Origin of the sequence: Phenylobacterium glaciei (genome assembly GCF_016772415.1) — a bacterium.
In the GTDB taxonomy this organism is placed as follows: Bacteria; Pseudomonadota; Alphaproteobacteria; order Caulobacterales; family Caulobacteraceae; genus Phenylobacterium; species Phenylobacterium glaciei.
Genome location: NZ_JAGSGD010000001.1, coordinates 1018652 through 1040502 on the forward strand (window position 1 = coordinate 1018652; position 21851 = coordinate 1040502).

Annotated in this window: 17 protein-coding genes; 9 read left to right on the forward strand and 8 right to left on the reverse strand. The window is 65.9% G+C overall.

The window, feature by feature from the left end:
- Positions 1-2 precede the first annotated feature (2 nt).
- The 5 genes from phnK to phnG are packed head-to-tail and all read right to left on the reverse strand — an operon-like array spanning position 3 to position 3921.
- Positions 3-824, reverse strand: coding sequence for a phosphonate C-P lyase system protein PhnK (gene phnK, locus JKL49_RS04940; RefSeq protein WP_249778027.1), 822 nt, complete (start codon positions 822-824; stop codon positions 3-5).
- Positions 824-1732 (reverse strand): alpha-D-ribose 1-methylphosphonate 5-phosphate C-P-lyase PhnJ, encoded by a 909-nt coding sequence (locus tag JKL49_RS04945; protein ID WP_215338625.1) that lies wholly within the window; start codon positions 1730-1732, stop codon positions 824-826. The genes phnK and JKL49_RS04945 overlap by 1 nt, the downstream gene beginning before the upstream one ends.
- Complete coding sequence (locus tag JKL49_RS04950) at positions 1729-2835, reverse strand: carbon-phosphorus lyase complex subunit (protein WP_215338627.1); 1107 nt, start codon at positions 2833-2835, stop codon at positions 1729-1731. The genes JKL49_RS04945 and JKL49_RS04950 overlap by 4 nt, the downstream gene beginning before the upstream one ends.
- Before the next feature lies 1 nt (position 2836).
- Positions 2837-3451, reverse strand: a complete 615-nt coding sequence (phnH, locus tag JKL49_RS04955; RefSeq protein WP_215338629.1) for a phosphonate C-P lyase system protein PhnH — start codon at positions 3449-3451, stop codon at positions 2837-2839.
- Positions 3451-3921: a phosphonate C-P lyase system protein PhnG gene (gene phnG / locus JKL49_RS04960; RefSeq protein WP_215338631.1), complete on the reverse strand. Its 471-nt coding sequence runs from the start codon at positions 3919-3921 to the stop codon at positions 3451-3453. The genes phnH and phnG overlap by 1 nt, the downstream gene beginning before the upstream one ends.
- Before the next feature lie 166 nt (positions 3922-4087).
- On the opposite strand from phnG, the gene phnF reads away from it, so the two are divergent.
- The gene (gene phnF, locus JKL49_RS04965; protein ID WP_215338633.1) at positions 4088-4795 is read left to right on the forward strand and encodes a phosphonate metabolism transcriptional regulator PhnF; all 708 of its coding nucleotides are present in this window, start codon (positions 4088-4090) and stop codon (positions 4793-4795) included.
- A 23-nt stretch (positions 4796-4818) separates the two neighbouring features.
- A complete protein-coding gene (locus JKL49_RS04970; protein WP_215338635.1) occupies positions 4819-5949 on the forward strand; it encodes an alpha-D-ribose 1-methylphosphonate 5-triphosphate diphosphatase in 1131 nt (376 codons plus the stop codon).
- Positions 5950-6160: 211 nt separating this feature from the next.
- Here the strand turns inward: JKL49_RS04970 and JKL49_RS04975 are convergent, their stop codons facing one another.
- Both JKL49_RS04975 and JKL49_RS04980 read right to left on the reverse strand, forming a co-directional pair.
- A complete protein-coding gene (locus JKL49_RS04975) occupies positions 6161-8677 on the reverse strand; it encodes a TonB-dependent receptor (protein ID WP_215338637.1) in 2517 nt (838 codons plus the stop codon).
- Between the two features lie 248 nt (positions 8678-8925).
- A complete protein-coding gene (locus JKL49_RS04980) occupies positions 8926-9249 on the reverse strand; it encodes a DUF6968 family protein (RefSeq protein WP_215338639.1) in 324 nt (107 codons plus the stop codon).
- 450 nt (positions 9250-9699) lie between these two features.
- On the opposite strand from JKL49_RS04980, the gene JKL49_RS04985 reads away from it, so the two are divergent.
- The 6 genes from JKL49_RS04985 (at position 9700) to JKL49_RS05010 (ending at position 18716) form a co-directional block, all read left to right on the forward strand.
- Positions 9700-10314, forward strand: a complete 615-nt coding sequence (locus tag JKL49_RS04985; protein WP_215338640.1) for a hemerythrin domain-containing protein — start codon at positions 9700-9702, stop codon at positions 10312-10314.
- An 815-nt stretch (positions 10315-11129) separates the two neighbouring features.
- Complete coding sequence (locus JKL49_RS04990) at positions 11130-12377, forward strand: TolC family protein (protein ID WP_215338642.1); 1248 nt, start codon at positions 11130-11132, stop codon at positions 12375-12377.
- A gap of 32 nt (positions 12378-12409) precedes the next feature.
- Positions 12410-13855 carry an efflux RND transporter periplasmic adaptor subunit gene (locus JKL49_RS04995; protein WP_430700664.1) on the forward strand — a complete coding sequence of 482 codons (1446 nt, stop codon included), beginning with the start codon at positions 12410-12412 and terminating at the stop codon, positions 13853-13855.
- Positions 13852-17010 carry an efflux RND transporter permease subunit gene (locus JKL49_RS05000; RefSeq protein ID WP_215338646.1) on the forward strand — a complete coding sequence of 1053 codons (3159 nt, stop codon included), beginning with the start codon at positions 13852-13854 and terminating at the stop codon, positions 17008-17010. Before JKL49_RS04995 ends, JKL49_RS05000 begins: the two co-directional genes overlap by 4 nt.
- Positions 17007-17417: a copper-binding protein gene (locus tag JKL49_RS05005; RefSeq protein WP_215338648.1), complete on the forward strand. Its 411-nt coding sequence runs from the start codon at positions 17007-17009 to the stop codon at positions 17415-17417. The genes JKL49_RS05000 and JKL49_RS05005 overlap by 4 nt, the downstream gene beginning before the upstream one ends.
- Positions 17418-17600: 183 nt before the next feature.
- Entirely contained in the window at positions 17601-18716 is a 1116-nt protein-coding gene (locus JKL49_RS05010) for an acyltransferase family protein (RefSeq protein ID WP_215338650.1), read from the forward strand.
- Positions 18717-18773: 57 nt separating this feature from the next.
- Here JKL49_RS05010 and JKL49_RS05015 read toward each other — a convergent pair whose 3' ends face one another.
- Positions 18774-20717 (reverse strand): cytochrome c/FTR1 family iron permease, encoded by a 1944-nt coding sequence (locus JKL49_RS05015; protein ID WP_215338652.1) that lies wholly within the window; start codon positions 20715-20717, stop codon positions 18774-18776.
- A gap of 423 nt (positions 20718-21140) precedes the next feature.
- Here JKL49_RS05015 and JKL49_RS05020 point away from each other — a divergent pair, with 423 nt between their 5' ends.
- Positions 21141-21773: an RNA polymerase sigma factor gene (locus JKL49_RS05020; protein ID WP_215338654.1), complete on the forward strand. Its 633-nt coding sequence runs from the start codon at positions 21141-21143 to the stop codon at positions 21771-21773.
- Positions 21774-21851: the final 78 nt, after the last annotated feature.

Here is a 21851-nt window from a genome sequence, read left to right on the forward strand (position 1 = left end):
ACCTAGATCTGCAGGACGGAGGAGACGAGGAGCTGGGTGTAGGGATGCTGGGGATCGTCCAGCACCTGGTCGGTGAGGCCGGTCTCCACCACGAAGCCGCTCTTCATCACGAGCAGACGGTCGGCCATCAGGCGGGCCACGGCCATGTCGTGGGTGACGATGATCACGGCCAGGCCGAGGTCGCGCACCAGTTCGCGCAGCAGGTCCAGCAGGCGGGCCTGGACCGAGACGTCGAGGCCGCCGGTGGGCTCGTCCATGAACACCAGGCGCGGGCCATGGATCAGGTTGCGGGCCACCTGAATGCGTTGCTGCATGCCGCCGGAGAAGTTGCGCGGCTTGTCGTCGATACGGCGGGTGTCCAGCTCAACCCGCTCCAGCCACGCGATGGTGGCCGCGCGCATGCGGCCGAAGTTGCGGTCGCCCATGTTCATCAGCGGCTCGGCGACATTGGCCCCGCCCGAGACCCGCATTCGCAGGCCATCGCGGGGATTCTGATGCACAAAGCCCCACTCCTCGCGCTGCATCTTGCGGCGGTCCGGCTCATTCAGGCCGTAGATGTCGGTCAGGCCGAAACGGGTGGTGTCGAACTCCACCTTCCCGGCTGAGGGCGGCAGCTTCCCGGAGATGGCGTTCAGCAGGGTGGTCTTGCCCGATCCGCTCTCGCCGACGATGCCCAGGACTTCACCGGGGCGCAGTTCGAAGGAGACGTCCCGGCAGCCGACGACGTGGCCATAGGACTTGGTGAGGTTGGACACCCGCAGCAGCGGGGCGGCCTGGGTCATGCTCGAGGCCACCGGCGGCTTGGTGAGTACGGCGGCGTCCATCAGGCCGGTTCCTTATCGAGGGCGGCGAGCTGGTGACCCGCCATCGGGCCGGCGTGGCCCGCGGCGCGGCGCTCGGCGCAGAAGTGGCTGTCGGAGCAGACGAACATCCGCTCGCCGGAGTCATCGAGAACCACCTCGTCGAGATAGCTCTCCTGCGCGCCGCAAAGGGCGCAGTCCTCTTCCCAGGTCTGGGTCTCGAAGGGGTGATCCTCGAAGTCCAGGCTGCGGACATTGGTGTAGGGCGGCACGGCGTAGATGCGCTTCTCGCGCCCGGCGCCGAACAGCAGGATGGCCGGATTGTCGCCCATCTTCGGATTGTCGAACTTGGGGATGGGCGAGGGGCTCATCAGGTAGCGCTCCTCGATCATGGTGGGGTAGCCCACGGTCGAGGCGATGTAGCCGTGGGTGGCCACGCTCTCGTAGAGCGAGACATACTGCAGGCCGTATTCCTCATAGGCGTGCATGGCGCGGGTCTCGGTCTCTCGGGACTCCAGGCCGCGCAGCGGCTCGGGCTGGGGCACCTGGAAGATCAGCACCTGGCCCTCGGTCAGGGGCTTTTCCGGGATGCGATGACGGGTCTGGATGATCGTCGCCTCGCCGGTGTCCTCGGTGGTGGCGACATCGGCCACCTGGGCGAAGAACCGGCGGATGGAGACGGCGTTGGTGGTGTCGTCAGCACCCTGGTCGATGCACTTGTAGACATCTTCGGGACCGATGATCGCCGCGGTCAGCTGGATGCCGCCGGTGCCCCAGCCGTAGGGCACAGGCATCTCGCGCGAGCCGAAGGGCGCCTGGTATCCGGGGATCGCCAGGGCCTTCAGGATCGCGCGGCGGATCATCCGCTTGGTCTGCTCATCCAGGTAGGCGTAGTTGTAGTAGCGCTCGGGCTCGTTCGGACGCGCAGTCATTCGGCGGCCTCCTTCATCGCGGCGGCCCGCTCGGCATAGTCGCGGCGCTGGCGGCGGATCAGTTGCAGGTCGGCCTGGAAGTCGACGTAGTGCGGCAGTTTCAGGTGCTGCACGAAGCCCGAGGCCTCCACATTGTCGGAGTGGTAGAGGACGAACTCCTCGTCCTGGCAGGGCGCCGAAGCCTCGCCGGCGGCGGCGTCCCGCAGGGCGCGGTCGACGATGGCCATGGACATCGCCTTGCGCTCGCAGTGGCCGAAGGTCAGGCCATAGCCGCGGGTGAACTGCGGGGCGGTCTCGATCCCGCCGCCGTAGGTAGAGATCATCTGGCACTCGGTCAGGGTCAAGTCGCCAATCTCGATTGCGAAGCCCAGCTCGTCGGGCACGAACTCGACAGCCACCTCACCCAGCCGGATCTCGGCGCAGAGCGGGTGGGTCGAGCCCCAGCCGCGCTGCGAGGAGTAGGCGAGGCTAAGCAGGAAACCCTCGTCGCCACGGGCCAGCGCCTGCAGGCGCTGGTCGCGGCCGGCCGGGAAGGCCATGGGCTCCCGGGTAAGGTCGAAGGGCGCGGGGGCGTCCTGCGTCCGGGCGTCCGGCTCCAGCAGGTCCTCGTGGGCGAAGACCGAGGCGATGGTGGCCATCGGATAGGCCTGGGGCTCTTCGGCCTCCAGGGCGCCTTCCACCGGGGTCTCGCCATTGGCGGCCAGGGTGAAGTCCAGCAGGCGGTGGGTGTAGTCGAACGTCGGGCCAAGCACCTGGCCGCCGGGGATGTCTTTGAACGCCGCGGAGATGCGGCGGCGGACGGCCATCTGGCCGGTCTCGACGGGCAGGGACGCACCGAAGCGGGGCAGGGTGGTGCGGTAGGCGCGCATCAGGAAGATGGCTTCCGGCAGGTCGCCCCGCGCCTGCTTCACCGCCAGGGCGGCAAGGTCGCGGTCGTAGCAGGACCCCTCGCTCATCACCCGGTCGACGGAGAGCGAGAGCTGCTCGCGGATCTGATCGGTTTCGATTTCCGGGATCGCGACGTCGCCCCGGCGATCCTCGGCAAGCCAGCGGTGTGCGTTGGTGATCGCGCGCTCGCCGCCCTTAACTGCCACATAGGCCATGTCAGTCTCCCTTGATGGTGACGCGTGTCGAGCGCGGCAGCGCCGTCACGCGGTCGCCGGCGACGAAGATGAAGTCGACGCCGAACTGGAATTGTTCGTGGTTGGCCTGGACCTGGGCCCAGAAGCCGTCGGGCAGGCCCGCGAGGCTCAGGGTCATTTCGGTCTTGATCCCGGGCCCGGTGAGCTCGACCTGCGGCCCGCCCTCCAGGGCCGGCAGCTGCACGACCAGGGTGGTGGAGCGGTCGGGATACTTGGCGTCGCCCATGTTGAAGGCGGTCAAGGCCGGCGACGAGGCCAGGTCGGTGATCAGGGCGAAGGCTGCGGCCTTGGGGTCTTCGGTGAGCGGCGCGCCGCAGTGGAACCGCATCCAGCCCTCGGCCAGCCCGCTCCGCAGGGCGGGATCGAGCCAGATCTTGGTCTCGAAGTCGAAGAGGGTGAGCGCGATGGCGCCGGCGGCGCGGTCAAGGCCCTGCGGAGCGTCCGGGGCGAAGCCGAGGTCATGGATGACGCCAGGCCGGGCCATGGCTTCCATCACCTTGCGGAAGACGGCCTGGCTGCCCCGGGTGGGGTCGGGGAAGGCGGGCGCGATACCGGCGAGATCAAGCAGGGCGGACATCAGCCGGGGCTCCGGGTGCGGACCATGGTGAAGAAGTCGACCTTGGTGGCCGCGGCCTTGCGCGCGGCGGTGTCGCGGCGCTCGTCCTGGGTGCGGGCCAGCTTGGCGATCACGGCGCCTTCGACGGCGGGGCGCAGGTCGGCCGATTGCATCATGGCGTCCACCGCCGCGGCGATCTCCGCATGCCGGCGGTCGCGGCCGGCCACGTAGCCGATCCCGGTCTCGCCGCTTTCGAGGCGCACCGCGGCGCGGGTCACCGTCATCTCGCCCAGATTGAAGGCGTCGCCCGTGCCGCCCATCCGGCCGCGCACCAGCACCATGCCGATCTCCGGCGCCCGCAGAGCGCGGTACTCCGGCCTGGCCGCGAGGCTCTCCCAGGCTGCGAGGACCTCCGTCGACGGCGCCTTGGCCAGGATTGAGAGCCAGCGCCGCCGTTCCGGCGCGCCCTCGACAACTGGTTGGACCGTCATTGCTAACCTCCGACAAATGAGCGGGTTGTTGTATTCGCTTAAGTCGATTATTAGTTTAGCGCCAGTTTTGCCGCAACAAACCAATGATGAAGGTTCTTTGACAACAATAAAACTTGTCTAGTTCCTTGTCGCAAGACTGATAACGGTCCGCGTTATGAATGTGGCCATGGCTCTATGGCGCGCAATCTCGCAGTCCCTTGAACGCCGAATTCTGGCGCGGGAACTGACCCCCGGCGACAAGCTCCCGACGGAGTTCGAACTCTCTCGGGAGTTCATGGTCAATCGCCACACCGTCCGCCGAGCGCTCTCCGACCTGCAGGAAAAGGGGATCGTCGAATCCACCCAGGGCCGGGGCAGCTATGTGCGGCGGCCCTCGGCCCCCATGCAGCTCCAGCGGCGCCCCAGGTTTTCCGAACACGTCCGCGAGCGGGGGCGGATCCCGCGCACCGAGACCCTGAAACTCACGGCGCGGGCGGCGGACGCCAAGGTCGCGGCCCAGCTCGGCCTGCGTCTGGGGCAGCCCATCATCTATCTGGAGCGCCGCCGGTTCATCGACGACGAGCCCACCGGCATCAGCCAGCACCACTTCAGCCACGACCGGTTTCCGACCTTCATCGAGATGTATCGGGCGCGGGGCTCGATCACCCAGACGCTCATCGACTCCGGCATCCCCGACTACACCCGCCGCCGGACTGCCATATCGGCCCGGCTGCCCACGGCCGATGAAGCCGAGCAACTGCACATCCCGCGGCACGTCCCGCTGCTGGTGCACCGCTATCTCAATATCGACGGCCTCGGCCGGCCCCTGGAGTACGGCATCTCCCGCGCGGCGACCGAGGTGGTGATCGATTTCCCAGATCCAGAGCGGGCCTGACCCGCAGATTGAAAGGAACCGCCTTGGAACTCGCCTTCAAGAACGCCCAGGTCGTCACGGCCGAAGACACCTTCCTGGGCTCCGTGCTGGTCCGCGACGGCAAGATCGTCGCGGTGGACCGCGGCGGCGACGTGGGAGAGGACCTGGACGGCGATGTCCTGATGCCTGGCGTCATCGATCTGCATACAGATAATCTGGAGAAGCACTTCTTTCCGCGCCCCAATATCGATTGGGATCCGGTCTCCGCCGCGGTCACCCATGACGGCTGCTGCCTGTCGGTGGGGGTGACCACGGTATTCGACAGCCTGAGCATCGGCACCTTCAACCCCTCCATCGCGCGCAACCACGACAACCTGCCCCGCCTGGCGGCCGGACTGCTCTCGGCGCGGGACGCCGGTATGCTGCAGGGCGATCATCGCCTGCACTGGCGCTGCGAAACTCCGGCCGACGATCTTCCGGCCCGGCTGGAGCAGCTGGCGGGTCACCCGATGACCTCGCTCTTCTCCCTGATGGACCACACCCCAGGCCAGCGGCAGTACCGCAATATCGAGAAGCACCTGGCCAACTGGGCGGCCAACGGCATGTCGCCCAAGGACATCGAGGAACGCCTGGCGGGCATCAACGACCGCCAGAGCCGCAACGCGACGAACCATCGTCGCATGGTGGCCGAGCTGGCCCGTGAGCGGGGCATTCCGCTCGCCAGCCATGATGACGAGGACGTCGAGCATGTCGACGAGGCCGCCGACCTGGGCGCCACCGTCTCGGAATTCCCGGTGACTATCGAGGCCGCGCGCCGCGCCAAGGAACGCGGCATGATCGTGGTGATGGGCGGGCCCAACCTGATCCGCGGCGGCTCCTACTCCGGCAATGTCCCGGCCGCAGAGCTCGCCGACGCCGACCTGTTGGACGCCTTCGCCTCCGACTATGTGCCACGCAGTCTGATCGAATGCGCCTTCGCCCTGACCAAGGCGCCATTCAACTGGAGCCTGGCCCGCGCCGCGGCCCTGGTGACCGAGGCCCCGGCCCGCGCCGCGCAACTGCATGATCGCGGCGTCATCGAGGCCGGCCGTCGCGCCGACCTGATCCGGGTCAGCACCCGTGGCGGCTTGCCGATGATGCGCGGCGTCTGGGTCGAGGGCGCCCGCGCGGCCTAAGCCCCGACCTTTTGGCCCTCCACAGAAACGTCGCCGGTCCCGCCGGCGACGTTTTTCGTGGCCGCAACTCGGGCGCGCAAAAGAAGACGCCCCTGCGGGGGATCGCAGGGGCGTCGGGGATCGGCTGGGCGAAGCCTGCCCGGCCGAGGGGATAGGGTCGGTGAGGCTCTACATCTTGAGCTTGGCTTCCAGACCGAAGGTGCGCGGCGTCTTAGTACTTGACCGAGACCGTGGCGCCGTAGGTGCGCGGATCGTTGAAGGACCCCGTCACGCTGCTGGACGGCTGGATGTAGCTGCCGCTGCGGCCGATCAGAAGGTTGCTGTCGAACAGGTTGCGCGCCCAGATGGCCACAGCCAGCCTCGCGCCGCTATCAGCCAGGCCGATATCGCTGATGGAGATGCGCGCGTTGTAGATGGCGCCGGCCTCAGTCTTCAGTTGCGGAAGATAGATCGTCTTGCCGCTCGCATCCTTGGTGCCCGTGCTGACATCGCCGGTCGAGCTGTATTGCCCATCATTCCAGGCCCCGTCGAAGTGGAGGCTGAGGGTGGCGTCGTTGAAGACTTCCCGGCGGTAGTCGATCGCGCCGGTCACTCGGTTTTCCGGCGTGTAGAGCTGGTGATAGACCGTTGGCGTATTGAGCGCATAGCCGGTCACCACGCCGGCGCTGTTGATCTGCGGGCGCGGGACCGGGTCGGCGAAGAGCGGCATATCCGTCGAAGCATAGGTATAGCTGCCCGAAATGATCAGGCCCTCGATCGGCGCCAGGTCGAAGTCCACCTCGACGCCCGAGACCTTGCCCTTGCCGCTCATGTTGTAGGTGTCTTCGATGGTCCGCGTTGACCCGCTGACGACAACCAACTGTCCGGTCTTAGGATCGGTGGTGAAGGTGTTGTAGTTCGCGGTGATGTTGTAATAGATGTTGTCGTAGTCACCGGTGTAGGCCGCGATGTTCAAACGCGCGCGGTGATCGAAGAACTCGCTCTTCACGCCGGCCTCGAACATCGAGATTTCTTCCGGATCGTAGGAAGAATAGGTGATCGAGCGGGAATTGAAGCCGCCAGCTCGATAGCCGGTGCTCCACTTGGCGTAGGCTGATATGTCCGGCGTGACATCGAAGGCGATATTGACCATCGGATTGACCCGCTGCCAGCTCTGGTTGCGCTTCACCACACCCTGGACATTCGTCAGCTGCCCATTGGCGTCGGGCAGGAACGGCCGGGCGTTGTTGACCACCAGAAGCTGGCCGTCCTTGGTGTCCTTGCTCCAGCGCAGGCCAGCGGTCAGGCGCACCCGATCCTCGAGGATCGGCGGCGTCCAGGTGGCCTGGCCGTAGACCCCAAAGCTTTCCGTGGTGTTCTCGCTGGCGCGGTCCACGCCGATGTTCGGGTAGAGGCCTTGCACCAGGGTGGTCTGGCCGGGCTGGCCATAGAAGTTGTTATAGTTGGAGGCGCAGGCCGCCGGCGTCGTGAGGCAGGCGTTCGGTCCCAGGACCGAGTTGCCGAAGGGCGTGTAGACGATCGGGGTGATGCCGGAGGCAATGCCGTTCGTGTCCCAGTGCAGGGTGTTGAAGGCCTGGGCCTGGTCGGCCGTGGTTTCACGGAAATACAGGCCGCCGACGATGAATTTCAGGCGCTCGACCTGACCTATCGCCTGGAGTTCCTGGCTGTACTGATCCTGCTTGAATTGCGCGATCGACAGTCGCTCGAAGTTCTGGCCGGCGCCCAGGTTGGCGGTGATCGGGATACCCGTCGTGCCAGGCAACGAATACTGATCCTGGTAGAGGTTGCGATAGGCGGAAATCGACTTCAGTTGCAGCCAGGGCAGGACGTCCCACCGCATGTTGAGGCTGTGGCCGTAGGTGTCGCCGAGGCTGGGCTGCAGATACGATCCGATCGGCGCCACGTCGATCCGGCTGTTTGGGACCACCGAGAGCGGCGAGATCGTCACGTTGTTCGCGGCCTTCACGGTGTAGCCGAAGATCGTCGTGTCTTCCGTGTGGCTGGTGTCGTAGGCGTAGTCGGCCGTGAAGGTGTCGGTCGGCGCCCAGCGGAGCTGCGCGCGCAGGCCGCGGCGGGACGCCTCGTTCCAGTCGCGCTGGCCCGCCATGGGGTTCTTCACCCAGCCGTCATGGGACTGGATCATGGCGTCCAGCTTGAAGGAGATATCGCGGTATTCCGGCAGGTTCAGGTGGAACTGGCTTTCATAGCTGCCGTAGTTGCCGAGGCCGGCCAGCATCTCCATGCCGAACTTGCCGGTCGGCTTCTTGGTGGTGATGTTCAGCGCCCCGCCTTCGGTGTTGCGACCGAAAAGCGTGCCCTGCGGCCCCTTCAGGACCTCGATGGCCTGCAGGTCGTAGAGGCCTGCGTCGAGGCCCTGCGGGCGGCCGAGATAAACGCCGTCGAGATAGACCCCGATGCCCGATTCACCGGCGGGCTGGTTGGTGTCCGACATGATGCCGACGCCGCGGATGTTCAGGATCACGTTGAACGGGCGGCTGGCGAAGGGCGTCACGGTCAAGCCCGGCGCCGCGCCATCATTGAGGTCGGTCAACGAATAGATGTGGCGGTCTTCGATAGCCTTGGCGGACACGACCGAGACCGAGATCGGCGTCTTCTGGAGGTTGGTCTCGCGCCGCTCGGCGGTGACCACCACCTCCGACAGCCCGATCGCCCCCTCGGCGTCGGCCGCTTCCGCCGCCCAGGCGGACGAAGCGCCTCCCAAGGCCATGATGAGAACTGATAGCGCCGCGCCACAAAGCGCGGTCTGGCGATGACTGTGCCGAGATTTCATGATGACCCCTCCGGTGAGGGAGGCAGGTCTAGGGAGCTCGCGATTCGGTTAGGTCACGCTGGTGAGAAACATTGGTGATCGTCCCGCAACTTGTCGAAAGGCGGGCGCTGGCGTGGCGCTCTGACTGTCTGGCGGTGGGGGCAGTCGGAGGTCGACCCGTCTCCACAATGAACGGGTATCGACGATCAGAAGGGAAACGGAGCCCTGTCGAGCACTGCCTGGGGGGCCGGGATAGAGAGGCTGCCACCGAACTGCCCGTACACTCCCAGCTCGCCATTCTTGTAGAGGTCTGATCCGTAGAGGTAGGCGGACAGCGTCTTCACTCCGAGCGTGAGCGCCTGCAGGCTGGAGACGCCATATATCTTGCGCTCCACATCCAGGGGTTCGCTGATCTCAAACCTGCAGGACCATGTCCCGTGCTCTTCGTCCCACTCGGGGGCGAACAGCCGAACGCTCACCTTCTCGGCGGTGTAGGACAGATCCAGGTCTACCGCCGCGATTTCCGTCATCTGTTACCGTCTGTCGTGGGTCTGAAGAGGCGGCCATCCGACCTCGCCATCCGAAGCAATGCAATGGGCTTCCCGCGCAGACGCGCTCTCGAAGCAGACTGACTTCAAGGCGTCGCCAGGTTCCCGGCTGCGTATTCGCGAGTCGTTCATGTTCTGCTGGCCCACCAAAAGGCCGATATCAGGCGCCACCACGCGCCAGTTCAGGCGCGCGGACCTCCGGAATCGTCAGTAATAGCTGGGACATTCCCGCGGGTTGGGAATTGGGATCGCCCACAGAGCCAAGTCGCCCCGACTGTCTGGCGGCGGGCGCATTCGGAGGTCGACCGATCTCCGCAATAAGCAGGTATCGACGAAGCTTTCATCAGACTTGCGCGTTCGGGGCCTGGGCGAGCGAGTGGGCGGGCTTCACAGAATTTGCTCTGTCCCAAAGCAACACTTGAGGGAGCATTCATGACCAAACGAGCGAGCCAGACCAAGCAGATGGAGGCTGAGGTAAAGGCAGCGGCGATTGGACAAGCGCGATCTATCGCGCCGGAAGTGCCGGCTCGTATTGGCTCGACGCCCGCCACAAAGTTTCGTGGAAATCCCGCAATATTTGGGCGATTGGTCGAAGACCACGACAAGCATCGCGCTCTGCTGGCGATGATCGATGCGACCAGCCCACACGATGACGCGCGAAAAACCCTGTTCGACGAATTCGTGCGCGACGTACACGGCCATGCCGCGGCGGAGGAGCAAGCGCTATGGTCGACCGTGATGCGTAACCCCGACACGACTGAGTTCGCGCGTCACGCCGTAGGCGACCATCATAAGCTGGACAAGCTGATGGCCGATGCGGCCGCGCGGGACATCAGCGCGCCAGGGTGGCTGACCCACTTCGCTGTGCTTAAAGACGATTACCTTGAGCACATTCTCGAGGAAGAGACCGAGCAGTTTGTCGAGGCGGAGAAGACTCTGTCCGAGCAGGATCAGCGCTACATGCGCAAGGTGTTCAATCGCCGGAAGACGGCCGAAAAGGCGGCCGCCGTGATCGAGAAGAAAATCGCCCTGAAGCCGATCGCATAGTATCGGCGCTCCCTTGCGCGCGGCATCGACCAACCGCCTCGACTTGCCCTGACTGTCTGGAAGGAAGGCGGACTTGTCTTCGCTTGAAAGGTTCCAGGCCGCGACTACGCCCATCAAAAACGACCCCCCGCACGGGCTTGAACGGGGGGCCGATACAACGCGCGCCGGGGCAATCAGCGCAGCAGTTTAACTCCAACTGAGTCGTGGCGTTCCTGTGTCGAAAAGTCGACGCACATCCTAAGGGCCCGCGTGGCGAGCTGCAATCGACGGGTCGGTCAGCCTCGTGGCTGCTGATCGACATTTCGCCAAGACCGAACTAAATGGAACTTAGATGCGCTCTCTTCTCGCCCTTCTGGCCGTCGTGGGTCTGCTGTTTACCCCGATGGCGGCTGCGGCCGCCCAGGAGCGCTGCTCTCACGCCGGCTCAGAGATGGCTGGCATGGAGATGCCCATGGCTCAGGGAGCGGACGACGCGAAAGCCGCCCCCGATCCCTGCTGCGATCACGGCGACAAGGCCCCTCAATCGAACAAGGCCTGCGCCCAGGCCTGCGCCACCTTGTGTGGCCTGGTAGCGCCCCTCCCGCTCTCGAGCGAATGGAGCGTCCACCCGGCTTCCGTGCGCCTGGTTGCGGCGACGACATTGCCGCTGGACGCGCTCGCGCCACCTCGAGCGGAACGACCACCTAGAAGCATTGTCTGAATTGGCCCGCGTTCGCGCGGGACGCCCCTGACCAGCCTGACCGTGCGCGTGAGCGCACGCGGTCGCTGATCATCGGGCTCAGGGTCGTCATCCCCTTCCCATTCAGGACGAAGCAATGGTCCTTTCCAAGATCGCCGCCGCCAGCTTGTCCGCGGTCGGCGCACTCGCCGCCAGCTCGGTGAGTCACGCCGCGCCTCTTACCTATGCCGCCGCTTTAGCGGCCGCCGAGACGTCCTCCCCAAACCTGCAAGCGCGTTCGCTGCAGATGGACGGCGCCCGCGCCGCTGCGCGTGCGGCGGGTTCGCTGCCGGATCCCAAGTTGGCGTTGGGTCTCGACAACTTTCCGATCTCAGGCCCGCCCGCCGGTCGCTTCAACGGCGACAGCATGACCATGGCGAGAATTGGCATCATTCAAGACATGCCGAATGGCGCGAAGCGGTCCGCCGAACGCGCCAAGGCGCAAAGCGGGATAGCGGCTGCCGTCGCCGCCGAGCGTCTGAGCCTCCGCGAGGTTCATGTGGGCGCGGCGGTGGCGTGGATCGATATGAACTACGCCAAGGCCCGTCTGAAAGCCCTCGATGATCTCATGGCCGGCCTAGCTCCCCTCTGGAGGGCGACACCGTCCGCCATCGCCTCCGGTGAGGCGCGACCCGCTCAGTCCCTTGAGGCGCAACAGATGCGAGCGGACCTGGAAGATCGCCGAAGCGAACTGGTCGCCATAGTTGGCCGATCCCGCGCCGAGCTTATCCGCTGGACGGGCGACCCCGACGCCGACGTCGCCGGTCCCGCCCCAAGCTTCGAGGTGGACCCCGGTGCGCTGAGAGCGGGGATTGAGCGCAACCCTCGACTTGGTGCGCAGGACGCGATGACCCGCCAGGCCGAGACTGATGTCGAACTCGCCCAAGCGGGCAAGCGACCCGACTGGAGCTGGGAACTCGCCTATCAACGGCGCGATCCGATGTTCGGTGACATGGTGTCGGCGGGGGTGACGATCAGCCTGCCAATCTTCGCCTCTCGGCGTCAGGATCCAATCCTTGCGAGCAAGGTGGCCGCGGCAGGCCAAGCCCGCGCCGAGCGCGAGGCTTCGCGGCGCGAGATCGTCGCGCAGCTCGAAGCGGGCCTTGCCGATCACCTGATGCATCACGATCAATGGCGACGATCCTTCGACGTGCTCGTCCCCTTGGCCAAGCAGCGCGCCGACCTGGAAACCGCCAGCTACGGCGCCGGTCGAGCCGGCCTGACCGATGTCGTGCAGGCCTTCACCCAGCTGGCGAACGCCCAGCTCACCCTTTTGGATCGTGAGGCGGCTGTCGCGACGGACGCGGCTCGCCTGGGCCTCTTGTATGGGAGCGACGATCAATGACCGCTCGGTCGTCATTGAAGACCCGCCTTGCCGTGGGCGGCGTCGTGATCGCCGCCCTTGCAGCCGGCGGAGGATTTGGACTTGCGAAGCTTGGTCCAGATAGGCCCGCGGTCAGCGAGTCCGCAGATCGCCACGTTCTCTACTGGTACGATCCGATGGTTCCGGCCCAGCACTTTGACAAGCCGGGCAAGTCGCCATTCATGGATATGCAGCTCGTGCCGAAATACGCCGGGGCAAGGGCGGAGGCGAACGGCGCGGGCGTCGTGATCGATCCAGCGAGGACCCAGAACCTGGGTGTGCGCTTGGTGAGCGTCGAGCGGGGAACCCTTTCCACTGACGCGACCGTCGCGGGGTCCCTGGCGTTCAACGAGCGTGACGTCGCCATCGTTCAGGCCAAGGCCGCCGGCTTCGTGCAGCGGACCTATGGTCGCGCTCCAGGTGACATCCTCGCCGCTGGCGCGCCTCTCGCCGACATCCTGGTCCCTGAATGGGGCGGCGCGCAGAATGAGTTCCTGGCTGTCCGGCGTACGGGTGACGCCGCGCTGACCTCCGCGGCCCGGCAAAGACTGCTGTTGCTGGGCATGTCGCCGGCGACGGTGGCGCAGATCGAACGCTCTGGCCGGCCGCAGACAGTCGTGACGGTGACCACACCGACGGGGGGAGTGATCAAGACCCTCAACGTCCGAAACGGCATGACCGTGTCCGCAGGCCAGACCCTGGCCGAAGTGAACGGCCTCTCCCGCGTCTGGCTTAACGCCGCCATGCCCGAGGCGCTCGCCGCGCAGGTTCGGCTGGGACAGAGCGTGACAGCCACTCTGTCAGCCTTCGCTGGGGAGACCTTCTCCGGCCGCGTCTCTTCCATCCTGCCGCAGGCCAACGCCGAGAGCCGCACCCTTACGGTTCGGGTGGAGTTGCCCAATCCCGGCGGGCGGCTCCGCCCGGGCATGTTCGCCACTGTGCAGCTTGGCGGCCCTGATCGACCCGCGCTCCTTGTGTCGTCCGAGGCAGTCATCCGGACCGGTCGGCGCACCCTGGTCATGATCGCGCAGGCCGGTGGTCGTTACCTCCCCGCTGAGATCCGTATCGGCCGTGAGGCCGGCGGCAGGACGGAGGTGCTTGGCGGTCTCTCCGAGGGCGAAAAGGTGGTCGCCTCCGGACAGTTCCTGATCGACTCCGAGGCCAGCCTGTCTGGCCTGCAACCCCGCGTGATGGGCGTAGAAAAGCCGGCGCAAGCTAGGCCGCCAGTCGCGGCGACCTACGAGACGGTTGGACGGATTGAGCAGGTGGCCAGCGACAAGGTGACCCTCTCGCACCAGCCGGTTCCCGCCCTGCAGTGGCCGGCTATGACCATGACCTTCCGGGTGGAGAACCCAAGCCTGGTGCGAGGCTACAAGGTCGGAGACCAGGTCCGCTTTGGCTTCGAACAGACCCCCACGGGTCCGACCCTGCGCCGCGTCAGCCGGGCGGGTGACCAATGATCGCCGCCCTCATCCGCGCGTCCGTGCGAGCGCGCTTCTTTGTCCTGCTCGCCACCCTCGGCCTGGTCGCCATCGGCGTGTGGGCGGTGCGATCAACGCCGGTCGATGCGTTGCCCGACCTCTCCGACGTCCAGGTGATCATCCGCACCTCCTACCCTGGCCAAGCCCCGCAGATCGTCGAGAACCAAGTCACCTATCCCCTGACCACCACCATGCTCTCTGTGCCGGGGGCCAAGACGGTGCGCGGCTATTCCTTCTTCGGCGACAGCTTCGTCTATGTGCTGTTTGAGGACGGCACGGACCTCTATTGGGCCCGGTCGCGGGTGCTGGAATACCTAAACCAAGTCCAGAGCCGCCTGCCGGCCTCAGCCAGGCCAGCGCTCGGACCCGATGCCACCGGCGTCGGCTGGATCTACGAGTACGCCCTGATCGACAAGACCGGCCGCCATGATCTTTCCCAGCTCCGGGGTCTGCAGGACTGGTTCCTGCGTTATGAACTGAAGATCCTTCCGGGCGTGGCCGAGGTCGCAAGCATCGGCGGCATGGTCCGTCAGTATCAGGTGGTCCTCGACCCCGGGAAGCTCGCCGGTTACGGCGTCACCCACAGTCAGGCGGTGGACGCCATTCAGCGCGCCAACCAGGAAGCCGGCGGCTCGGTGCTGGAAATGGGCGAGGCCGAGTACATGGTCCGGGCTTCCGGTTACCTGCGGACCCTCGATGACTTTCGCGCCATCCCCTTGCGGACCGCCGCGGGCGGCATCGCGATCACGCTTGGCGACGTGGCCACCCTGCAGGTCGGTCCGGAGATGCGCCGTGGCGTCGCCGAGCTGAACGGTCAGGGCGAGGTCGCTGGCGGCGTGGTGATCCTGCGCTCGGGCAAGAACGCCCGCGAGACCATCGCGGCCGTCAAGGACAAGCTCCAGGAGCTGAAGCGAAGCCTGCCGGCCGGTGTCGAAGTCGTCACCACCTACGACCGGTCGCAACTGATCGACCGGGCGATCGAGAACCTCACCAGCAAACTGGCCGAGGAATTTGTCGTGGTGGCGCTCGTCTGCGCTCTTTTCCTTTGGCATATGCGCTCCGCCCTCGTGGTCATCCTGACCCTCCCACTCGGCGTGCTCTTCGCCTTCGTTGTCATGCGGATCCAGGGCGTCAACGCCAACATCATGTCCCTGGGCGGCATCGCGATCGCCATTGGCGCCATGGTCGACGCCGCCGTGGTGATGATCGAAAACGCGCACAAGCATCTCGAGCGCTGGGAGCATGAGAACCCGGGTCAGAAGATGACCGACCAAGAGCGCTGGAGGATCGTCACGGAAGCCGCTGTGGAGGTCGGTCCCGCCCTGTTCCTGAGTCTGGTGATCATCACACTGTCCTTCGTGCCGGTCTTCGCCCTCCAGGCCCAGGAGGGTCGTCTGTTCGCGCCGCTGGCCTTCACCAAGAGCTACGCCATGGCGGGCGCGGCCATCCTGTCCGTCACCCTGGCCCCGGTCTTGATGGGCTATCTTATCCGCGGCCGGATCCCGGCGGAGAACGCCAATCCGGTGAACCGCTGGCTGACGGCCCTCTACAAGCCGGCGCTCGACTGGGTGATGCGTCGCCCGAAGACCACCCTCCTGGTCGCCCTCCTGGCCTTCGCCACCACAGCCTGGCCGCTCAGCCAGCTGGGAGGCGAGTTCATCCCGCACATGGACGAAGGCGACCTGCTCTACATGCCGTCCGCCTTGCCCGGGATTTCCGCTGCGAAGGCCTCGGAATTGCTGCAGCAGACCGACCGGCTGATCATGACCGTCCCGGAGGTCAAGACCGTGTTCGGAAAGGCGGGGCGCGCGGAGACGGCCACCGATCCGGCCCCGCTCGAGATGTTCGAGACCACAATCCAGTTCAAGCCGCGCGAGCAGTGGCGCGCCGGAATGACCCCCGACAAGCTGGTCGATGAACTTGATCGGGCGGTCAAGGTCCCCGGCCTGGCCAATGTCTGGGTGCCCCCGATCCGGAACCGCATCGACATGCTGGCCACCGGCATCAAGAGTCCGATCGGCGTGAAGGTGTCAGGCGCCAACCTCGCGGATCTCGATCGCGTGGCCGCCGCCATCGAAGCTGTCGCCAAGACCACGCCAGGGGTCAGTTCGGCCCTGGCTGAGCGGCTGACCGGCGGTCGCTATGTCGATGTCGACATCGACCGCGCCGCGGCCGGACGCTTCGGCCTCAACATCGCCGACGTCCAGGCGATCATCTCTGGGGCCGTGGGCGGCCAGACGGTCGGGGAGACGGTGGAGGGCGTCGCCCGCTACCCCATCAGCGTCCGTTATCCGCGTGAACTCCGCGACAGTCTTGAGGGACTGCGCACCCTCCCGATCCTGACCCCGGGCGGCCAGCAGATCACGTTGGGCACGGTGGCCAACGTCCAGATCGTCGATGGACCGCCGATGCTCAAGACGGAGAGTGCTCGGCCTTCGACCTGGGTCTATGTTGACGTGCGAGGGCGAGATCTCACGGCGGTGGTCAAGGATCTGCAGCATGCGGTCGCTCAGAAGGTGAGGCTCCCCCCAGGCGTGTCGGTCGCCTATTCAGGCCAGTTCGAATACCTCCAGCGCGCCGCCGAGCGGCTCAAGCTGGTTGTTCCGGCGACTCTGCTGATCATCTTCGTCCTGCTCTATGTCACGTTCGGCCGGTTCGATGAGGCCGCCTTGATCATGGCGACCTTGCCCTTCGCCCTGACCGGCGGGATCTGGACTCTCTACGTGCTGGGCTTCCACCAGTCCGTCGCGACCGGCGTGGGCTTCATCGCCCTGGCCGGCGTGTCGGCGGAGTTCGGTGTGGTGATGTTGATCTACCTCAAGCACGCGCTCGCCGAACGCGGGCCAAGCCCTAGCCAGGAGGACGTGGAAGCCGCGGTGCGCCAAGGCGCTCTCCTGCGCGTGAGACCAAAGGCCATGACCGTGGCGGTCATCCTGGCCGGCTTGGCCCCCATCCTTGTGGGGCATGGCGCGGGATCCGAAGTCATGAGCCGCATCGCCGCCCCGATGATCGGCGGCATGCTTACCGCGCCCCTATTGTCGATGCTGGTGATCCCGGCCGGCTACCTGCTGCTCCGCAGACGGCGTCTGACGAACCTTTCCCCGACCGCTTCAACCCAAGGAGAATTCCCATGAAGCTCATCTTCGCAACGGCGACCGCCCTGGCGCTGACCGCAGGCTTGGCCGCCTGCGGTAAGCCGGCCTCTAAGCAAGCGGCCGCACCAGCCCCCGAGGCTGCGTCCGCGATGGCGGCCTCAACCACCCCAGACCCGGCCGCGCCGACGGGCGATATGGGCAAGATGGCGATGCCCGCCGCCGCCAAGATGGCCAAGGGCCAAGGCACGGTCACTGCCGTCGACACCACGGCCAACACCATCACCCTGGATCACGGCCCTATCGCCGAGGCAGGCTGGCCGGCGATGACCATGGGGTTCAAGGCGTCACCGGCCCTGGTGGCTCAGGTCAAGGCTGGCGACAAGGTGGCGTTCGACCTGAAGCTCGAGGGTGGCGCTGGCGAGATCACCGCAATTCAAAAACAGTAATCCCGCGCCGACGGTTGGCCTGCCGCAAGCAGGTCAGCCGTCGGCCGAGTGAAGACGACAGGGGTCTACTTTCTATTGTCCTGGAAGTGCTGGCGTCGCCTATGCGTCCTGCGACTCGGCTTGCCAGCATTTGCTGAATGTTAGGATCGGTGGGGCACGATCGCGCCACGATCGGAGCCCAGCATGCCAGCCAATATCAAGCCCCTCACGGCCATGCGGTTTTTCGCGGCGCTCTGGGTCGTCGCCTTCCACTACACACCGAGCCTGGGACTGGGCATGCCCGCCCTGGTCGCCAAAGGTTATCTGGGCGTCGAGTTGTTCTTCGTTCTGTCCGGCTTCATCCTGAGCCACGTCTACATGGCGGCCCATGGCGAGGGGCGGTTCAACTACGCACAGTTCCTCTGGGCGAGGCTAGCCCGGATCTACCCGGTCCATATAGCGACGCTGCTCGGGCTCGCCGCCCTCATCGGCGTCGCCGGCCTGGCGGGTGTGAATGCGGGCGAGCAGGTCGTGGTCTGGGCGTCGATCCCGGCCCACCTGACCTTGACCCAGGCCTGGGGTCTGGCCCCGCAGGGCGGTTGGAACCATCCCTCCTGGTCCATTTCCGCCGAGTGGTTCGCCTATCTGGCCTTCCCGGCGTTTGCGGCCGTGTTCTGGCGCCTGCGGGACCGGCCGCGTCTCGCCGCCGCGCTTGCGGCGCTGCTGGCGCTGGTTCTGAACGTGGGCTTCGAGCGCCTGGCAGGCTTTCCCCTCACGAGGGCCACGATCCTCTGGGGCGCGCTCCGGATCGTGCCCTGCTTCGCCCTCGGCTGCGCCATCTGGCTTCTCTGGCGCGCCGATGTCATGCCGACCAAGCGCGCCGCGGTGCTCGGCTTGGCCGGCAGCCTCGCGGCTATCGTTGGGGCGACCGTCCTTGGGGCGCCGGACTGGTTCACGGTTTGGTTGTTCGGCGCCTTGATCCTGAGCCTCGCGAGCCTGACGACGAGCGGGTCCAAGCTCCTGACGTCGCCGGTCTGGGTCTACCTCGGTGAAGTCAGTTTCGCCGTCTATATGGTGTGCATCCCGTGGGAGCTGGTGTTTTCGAAGGCTGTCCAACGCATCGCGCCCACGGCCGGTGAAACCCTGGCCTGGCCACTCTGGCTGGTTATGTTCGGCGGGGTTCTGCCTGCGGCCATGATTGTCCATCATCTGGTCGAGCGGCCTGCCCGGGAGATCATGCGTCGCCATGGCGTGCCGTTCTCGCGCCGGCGTGCGCCACCTGCAGAGCGGATGGCGCAGGTGTCGGCCGCGCGGCGCTGATTTTGCCCCGTTCGCGATGGGCAACCTGGTAGATGGCGTACGAGCTGCGACTGATACCTAAGTTGAGGTTCTGGCCGCTCCCTGCTTGGACCACCAGAAGCCCCCGACGAGAATGGCCACCGTCACCGCCTGGGCGACCACGCCTTCAATGGTCGGGAAAAAGCCCAGCAGTTCGACACGCGGCAATGGCAGCGGGTGCAGGTCCAAGAGGCCTGCCTCCTGCAAAGCGGCCACGCCCTTGCCAGCGAGTACGACGGCCAAGATCGCCATCAGGTTGGCGCTGTACTCGAAGAACCTGCCAATCGGTAGGCGCTTGGAGAACCGCAGCATGGCCCAGGCGATAGCAGCGAGGACCACGATGGCCGAGCCCACGCCGGCGAGCACCGCACCTGCGCCACCCTGGGTCCAAAGCGCCGTCAGGAAGAGGATGGTCTCGAACACCTCGCGATAGACGACAATGAAGGCTAGCAGGAACAAGAACCAGGCCGACTGCTTAGACAGCGCGTGCGACAGCTTCTCCCGGATATAAATCTGCCAGGCGTCGGCCTGCGCCTTGCCGTGCATCCAAAGCCCCACCGAGATCAGCACAGCGGCGGCGATCAGGGAGCCGAACCCTTCGGTCAGCTCGCGGCTTGCCCCGCTGATCGAGATGAAAAAGGTGGCCGCCGCCCAGGTGAGACCGCCCGCCAACAGGGCGGCGATCCAGCCGCCATGTACGTAGGGAAGAACGTCGCTCCGCTCGGCTTTCCGCAGGAAGGCGATCATCGCCACGACGATCAGCAGGGCTTCAAGTCCCTCGCGCAGCAGGATGGTGAAGGCTCCGGCGAAGCTCGAAAAGCCACTGGCCTTTTCCGGGGCCAGGGCGCGTCCGGCGGAGGCGAATAGGGCGTCGAGCCGCTCAATCTGACTGCGCACCTCGCTAACGGGTGCAGCCTTGCCGATCGCGCCGCGCACATCACCCATCGCGCCTTCGATCCGCCGCATCAGGGCCGGATCGCGCGCGCTCAAGGACGGCTCTACCGGCTCAAAGCCATCAAGGTAGGCAGCGAGCGCCAGATCGGCGGCGGCCTTGCGATCGCCGGCCTCGTAGGCCGTGAGGCTGGCGGCGAGCTTCTGCCGGGCGACATCGAGCGACCCGCCCCCGATCCGGGTGACGACCTCAGGGTGGCGACGCAAGTAGGCGGTCAAGGCCCGCGCTTTGGTCTCGCCGATCGTCGCGGCTAGAGCGGTAGGCGTCGTTTGGGTCAGGGTCTCTAGGTCGGGGAAGCGGGTTCGAACCGTGGCGTCTTCGTTCCAGAGCTTTTCGCCAGCGGTAGCTTCCGCATCGGTGAATGCGAAGCGCCCAACATAGAAAGCCAGGTCCCACCGATCGTCGGACGACAGCTGCGCGTAGCTGGCCATGGCAGTGCCATCGAGACCCTGCTGGATCACTTGGTAGAGACCAAACACACTGCGCTGGCGGGCCCGATCAACATCGGCGAAGGCGATCGGGCTCGGATCGAGGCTCTTAGCGTTTGGACCGTCAGCATTGCCGGTAGCACCATGACAGGCAGCACAGTTCTCAGCGTACAGCGCCGCGCCGCGCGCGAGGTCTGGCGCGCGATTGGGCGCCAAAGGGGTGGGATAGGCCGCTAGCAGATCGGTGGCCAACGCGTGGGCTTGGGCGGAGACAGCAGACGGTTCCTGCTTCGCCGCGATCGCCGCTTGTAAGCTCGCCGCTTTGGAGACGAGAGCTGGCTGGGCCTTGGTCGCCGGAAGGCTCGCGATGCGCTCGTGAACCTGGCCTGCGAACTCACTCATCTCGGCGTACTCAGACGAGCTAATGACTTTGCCGTCCATCACCGCCCCGGCGTAGTCCACCGAAAGGTAGTCCAAGAGCCGCCAGGCCGTCTGAGAGGAGGTCGCTTCCTGCGCATGCGCGATCGGGGCGACCGCCAAAACCAATACGGCAAACAGGCAGCAGAACATCGAGGCCCAGCGGTCTTTGAGAGCGGTAATCATTTGCAGTTCATGAGCGCGGAAGCACGCCTATGGCAAGAGCTAGATCATGAGCCGGTAGGACGCGGTGCTTGGCCTGGCGACCGGAGATGCTCGCGCCCGAGCCTCAGCGCCTTCGTAGGGTAGAGGCGTCGCGCATCGTTCCTCCGAACGAGGGGACTAAGAGACCGATTAGCTGGGAACGAATATGCCAGGCCGGGGTTGGAGGGATGGTCGTTCGGTGCAGCACGCCCCGCCGACCAATACGTCCCCGGGGTACGGCTTTCGCTGCGCGAGCCTCCGGTCCCTTGAAACGCCCGCCGTGGCTGCCCATCGACAAGGCTGTTGCGCAAGCGCCCTGAGTTTGGCGCCGGGGGGACCCGAAGAGGCCGAGATGCGCGCGGCGATCCGCAACACCGGGATGTCTACAAGACTGGCGCCCCGCTGGTGACGGACCCCGTACCATCGCGTCCGGCGTCGGACACCTTCGCGGTCCGTTCGGAACCGAGAAATCCGGACTCCTACACCGTTGCCGATGCGCTTGCCTTGCACCTGCAAGCCGAGCGTCCCCAACATCTGAGATATCTGCGCAGTCGGCTGCCCTCTCTGGAGGACGCGGAGGATGCGCTCCAGGACGCGACACTCAAACTTGTCCGGCATGCCGCTGCCCTTACATCGATAGAGAAGCCAAGTTCGTGGGTCGGGGTTTCACTTCGCCATACCGTGATCGACCGCTACCGGCGGACAGCGGCCCAAAGGCGTCTCTCCGAGGCCCTGCTCTCGGAGCCTCAGGAGAGTCCTGACGCCGACGATCTGGAGATGCGGACGGCCTCGGACTGTCTGAGGGCGACATTGCCCACCCTGAGGCCGGAATACACTGCGCTGCTGGAGCAGGTTTACCTTGAGGGGGTCAGCTTGAAAGCAGCGGCGAAACAGGGGCAGCTCACCACCAACAATGCAGGGGTTCGGCTGCACCGCGCCCGCGGCGCGCTTCGGCAGACGCTGCAACGTCGTTGCGGGACCTGCCAGCTCGACGACTGCTGGGTGCGCCGCCGCGTTACCGCTCCAGCCCCCGCCTAAGCCGTGGCGATCGCCTCCGCAGTGTAAGTTTGAGCGTCTCCCGTCGTCCTTTGGATCAAGGGTCACTGGAGAGTTCGT

Excerpts from the sequence above, each read along its gene's own strand:
- JKL49_RS04980 (WP_215338639.1), bottom strand. The coding sequence starts at position 9,249 with ATGACGGAAATCGCGGCGGTAGACCTGGATCTGTCCTACACCGCCGAG.
- JKL49_RS05010 (WP_215338650.1), top strand. The coding sequence starts at position 17,601 with ATGCCAGCCAATATCAAGCCCCTCACGGCCATGCGGTTTTTCGCGGCG.
- JKL49_RS04985 (WP_215338640.1), top strand. The coding sequence starts at position 9,700 with ATGACCAAACGAGCGAGCCAGACCAAGCAGATGGAGGCTGAGGTAAAG.
- JKL49_RS04975 (WP_215338637.1), bottom strand. The coding sequence starts at position 8,677 with ATGGCCTTGGGAGGCGCTTCGTCCGCCTGGGCGGCGGAAGCGGCCGAC.
- JKL49_RS05015 (WP_215338652.1), bottom strand. The coding sequence starts at position 20,717 with ATGATTACCGCTCTCAAAGACCGCTGGGCCTCGATGTTCTGCTGCCTG.
- JKL49_RS04990 (WP_215338642.1), top strand. The coding sequence starts at position 11,130 with ATGGTCCTTTCCAAGATCGCCGCCGCCAGCTTGTCCGCGGTCGGCGCA.
- JKL49_RS04950 (WP_215338627.1), bottom strand. The coding sequence starts at position 2,835 with ATGGCCTATGTGGCAGTTAAGGGCGGCGAGCGCGCGATCACCAACGCA.
- JKL49_RS04945 (WP_215338625.1), bottom strand. The coding sequence starts at position 1,732 with ATGACTGCGCGTCCGAACGAGCCCGAGCGCTACTACAACTACGCCTAC.
- phnH (WP_215338629.1), bottom strand. The coding sequence starts at position 3,451 with ATGTCCGCCCTGCTTGATCTCGCCGGTATCGCGCCCGCCTTCCCCGAC.
- JKL49_RS05000 (WP_215338646.1), top strand. The coding sequence starts at position 13,852 with ATGATCGCCGCCCTCATCCGCGCGTCCGTGCGAGCGCGCTTCTTTGTC.
- phnF (WP_215338633.1), top strand. The coding sequence starts at position 4,088 with ATGGCTCTATGGCGCGCAATCTCGCAGTCCCTTGAACGCCGAATTCTG.
- phnG (WP_215338631.1), bottom strand. The coding sequence starts at position 3,921 with ATGACGGTCCAACCAGTTGTCGAGGGCGCGCCGGAACGGCGGCGCTGG.
- phnK (WP_249778027.1), bottom strand. The coding sequence starts at position 824 with ATGGACGCCGCCGTACTCACCAAGCCGCCGGTGGCCTCGAGCATGACC.
- JKL49_RS05005 (WP_215338648.1), top strand. The coding sequence starts at position 17,007 with ATGAAGCTCATCTTCGCAACGGCGACCGCCCTGGCGCTGACCGCAGGC.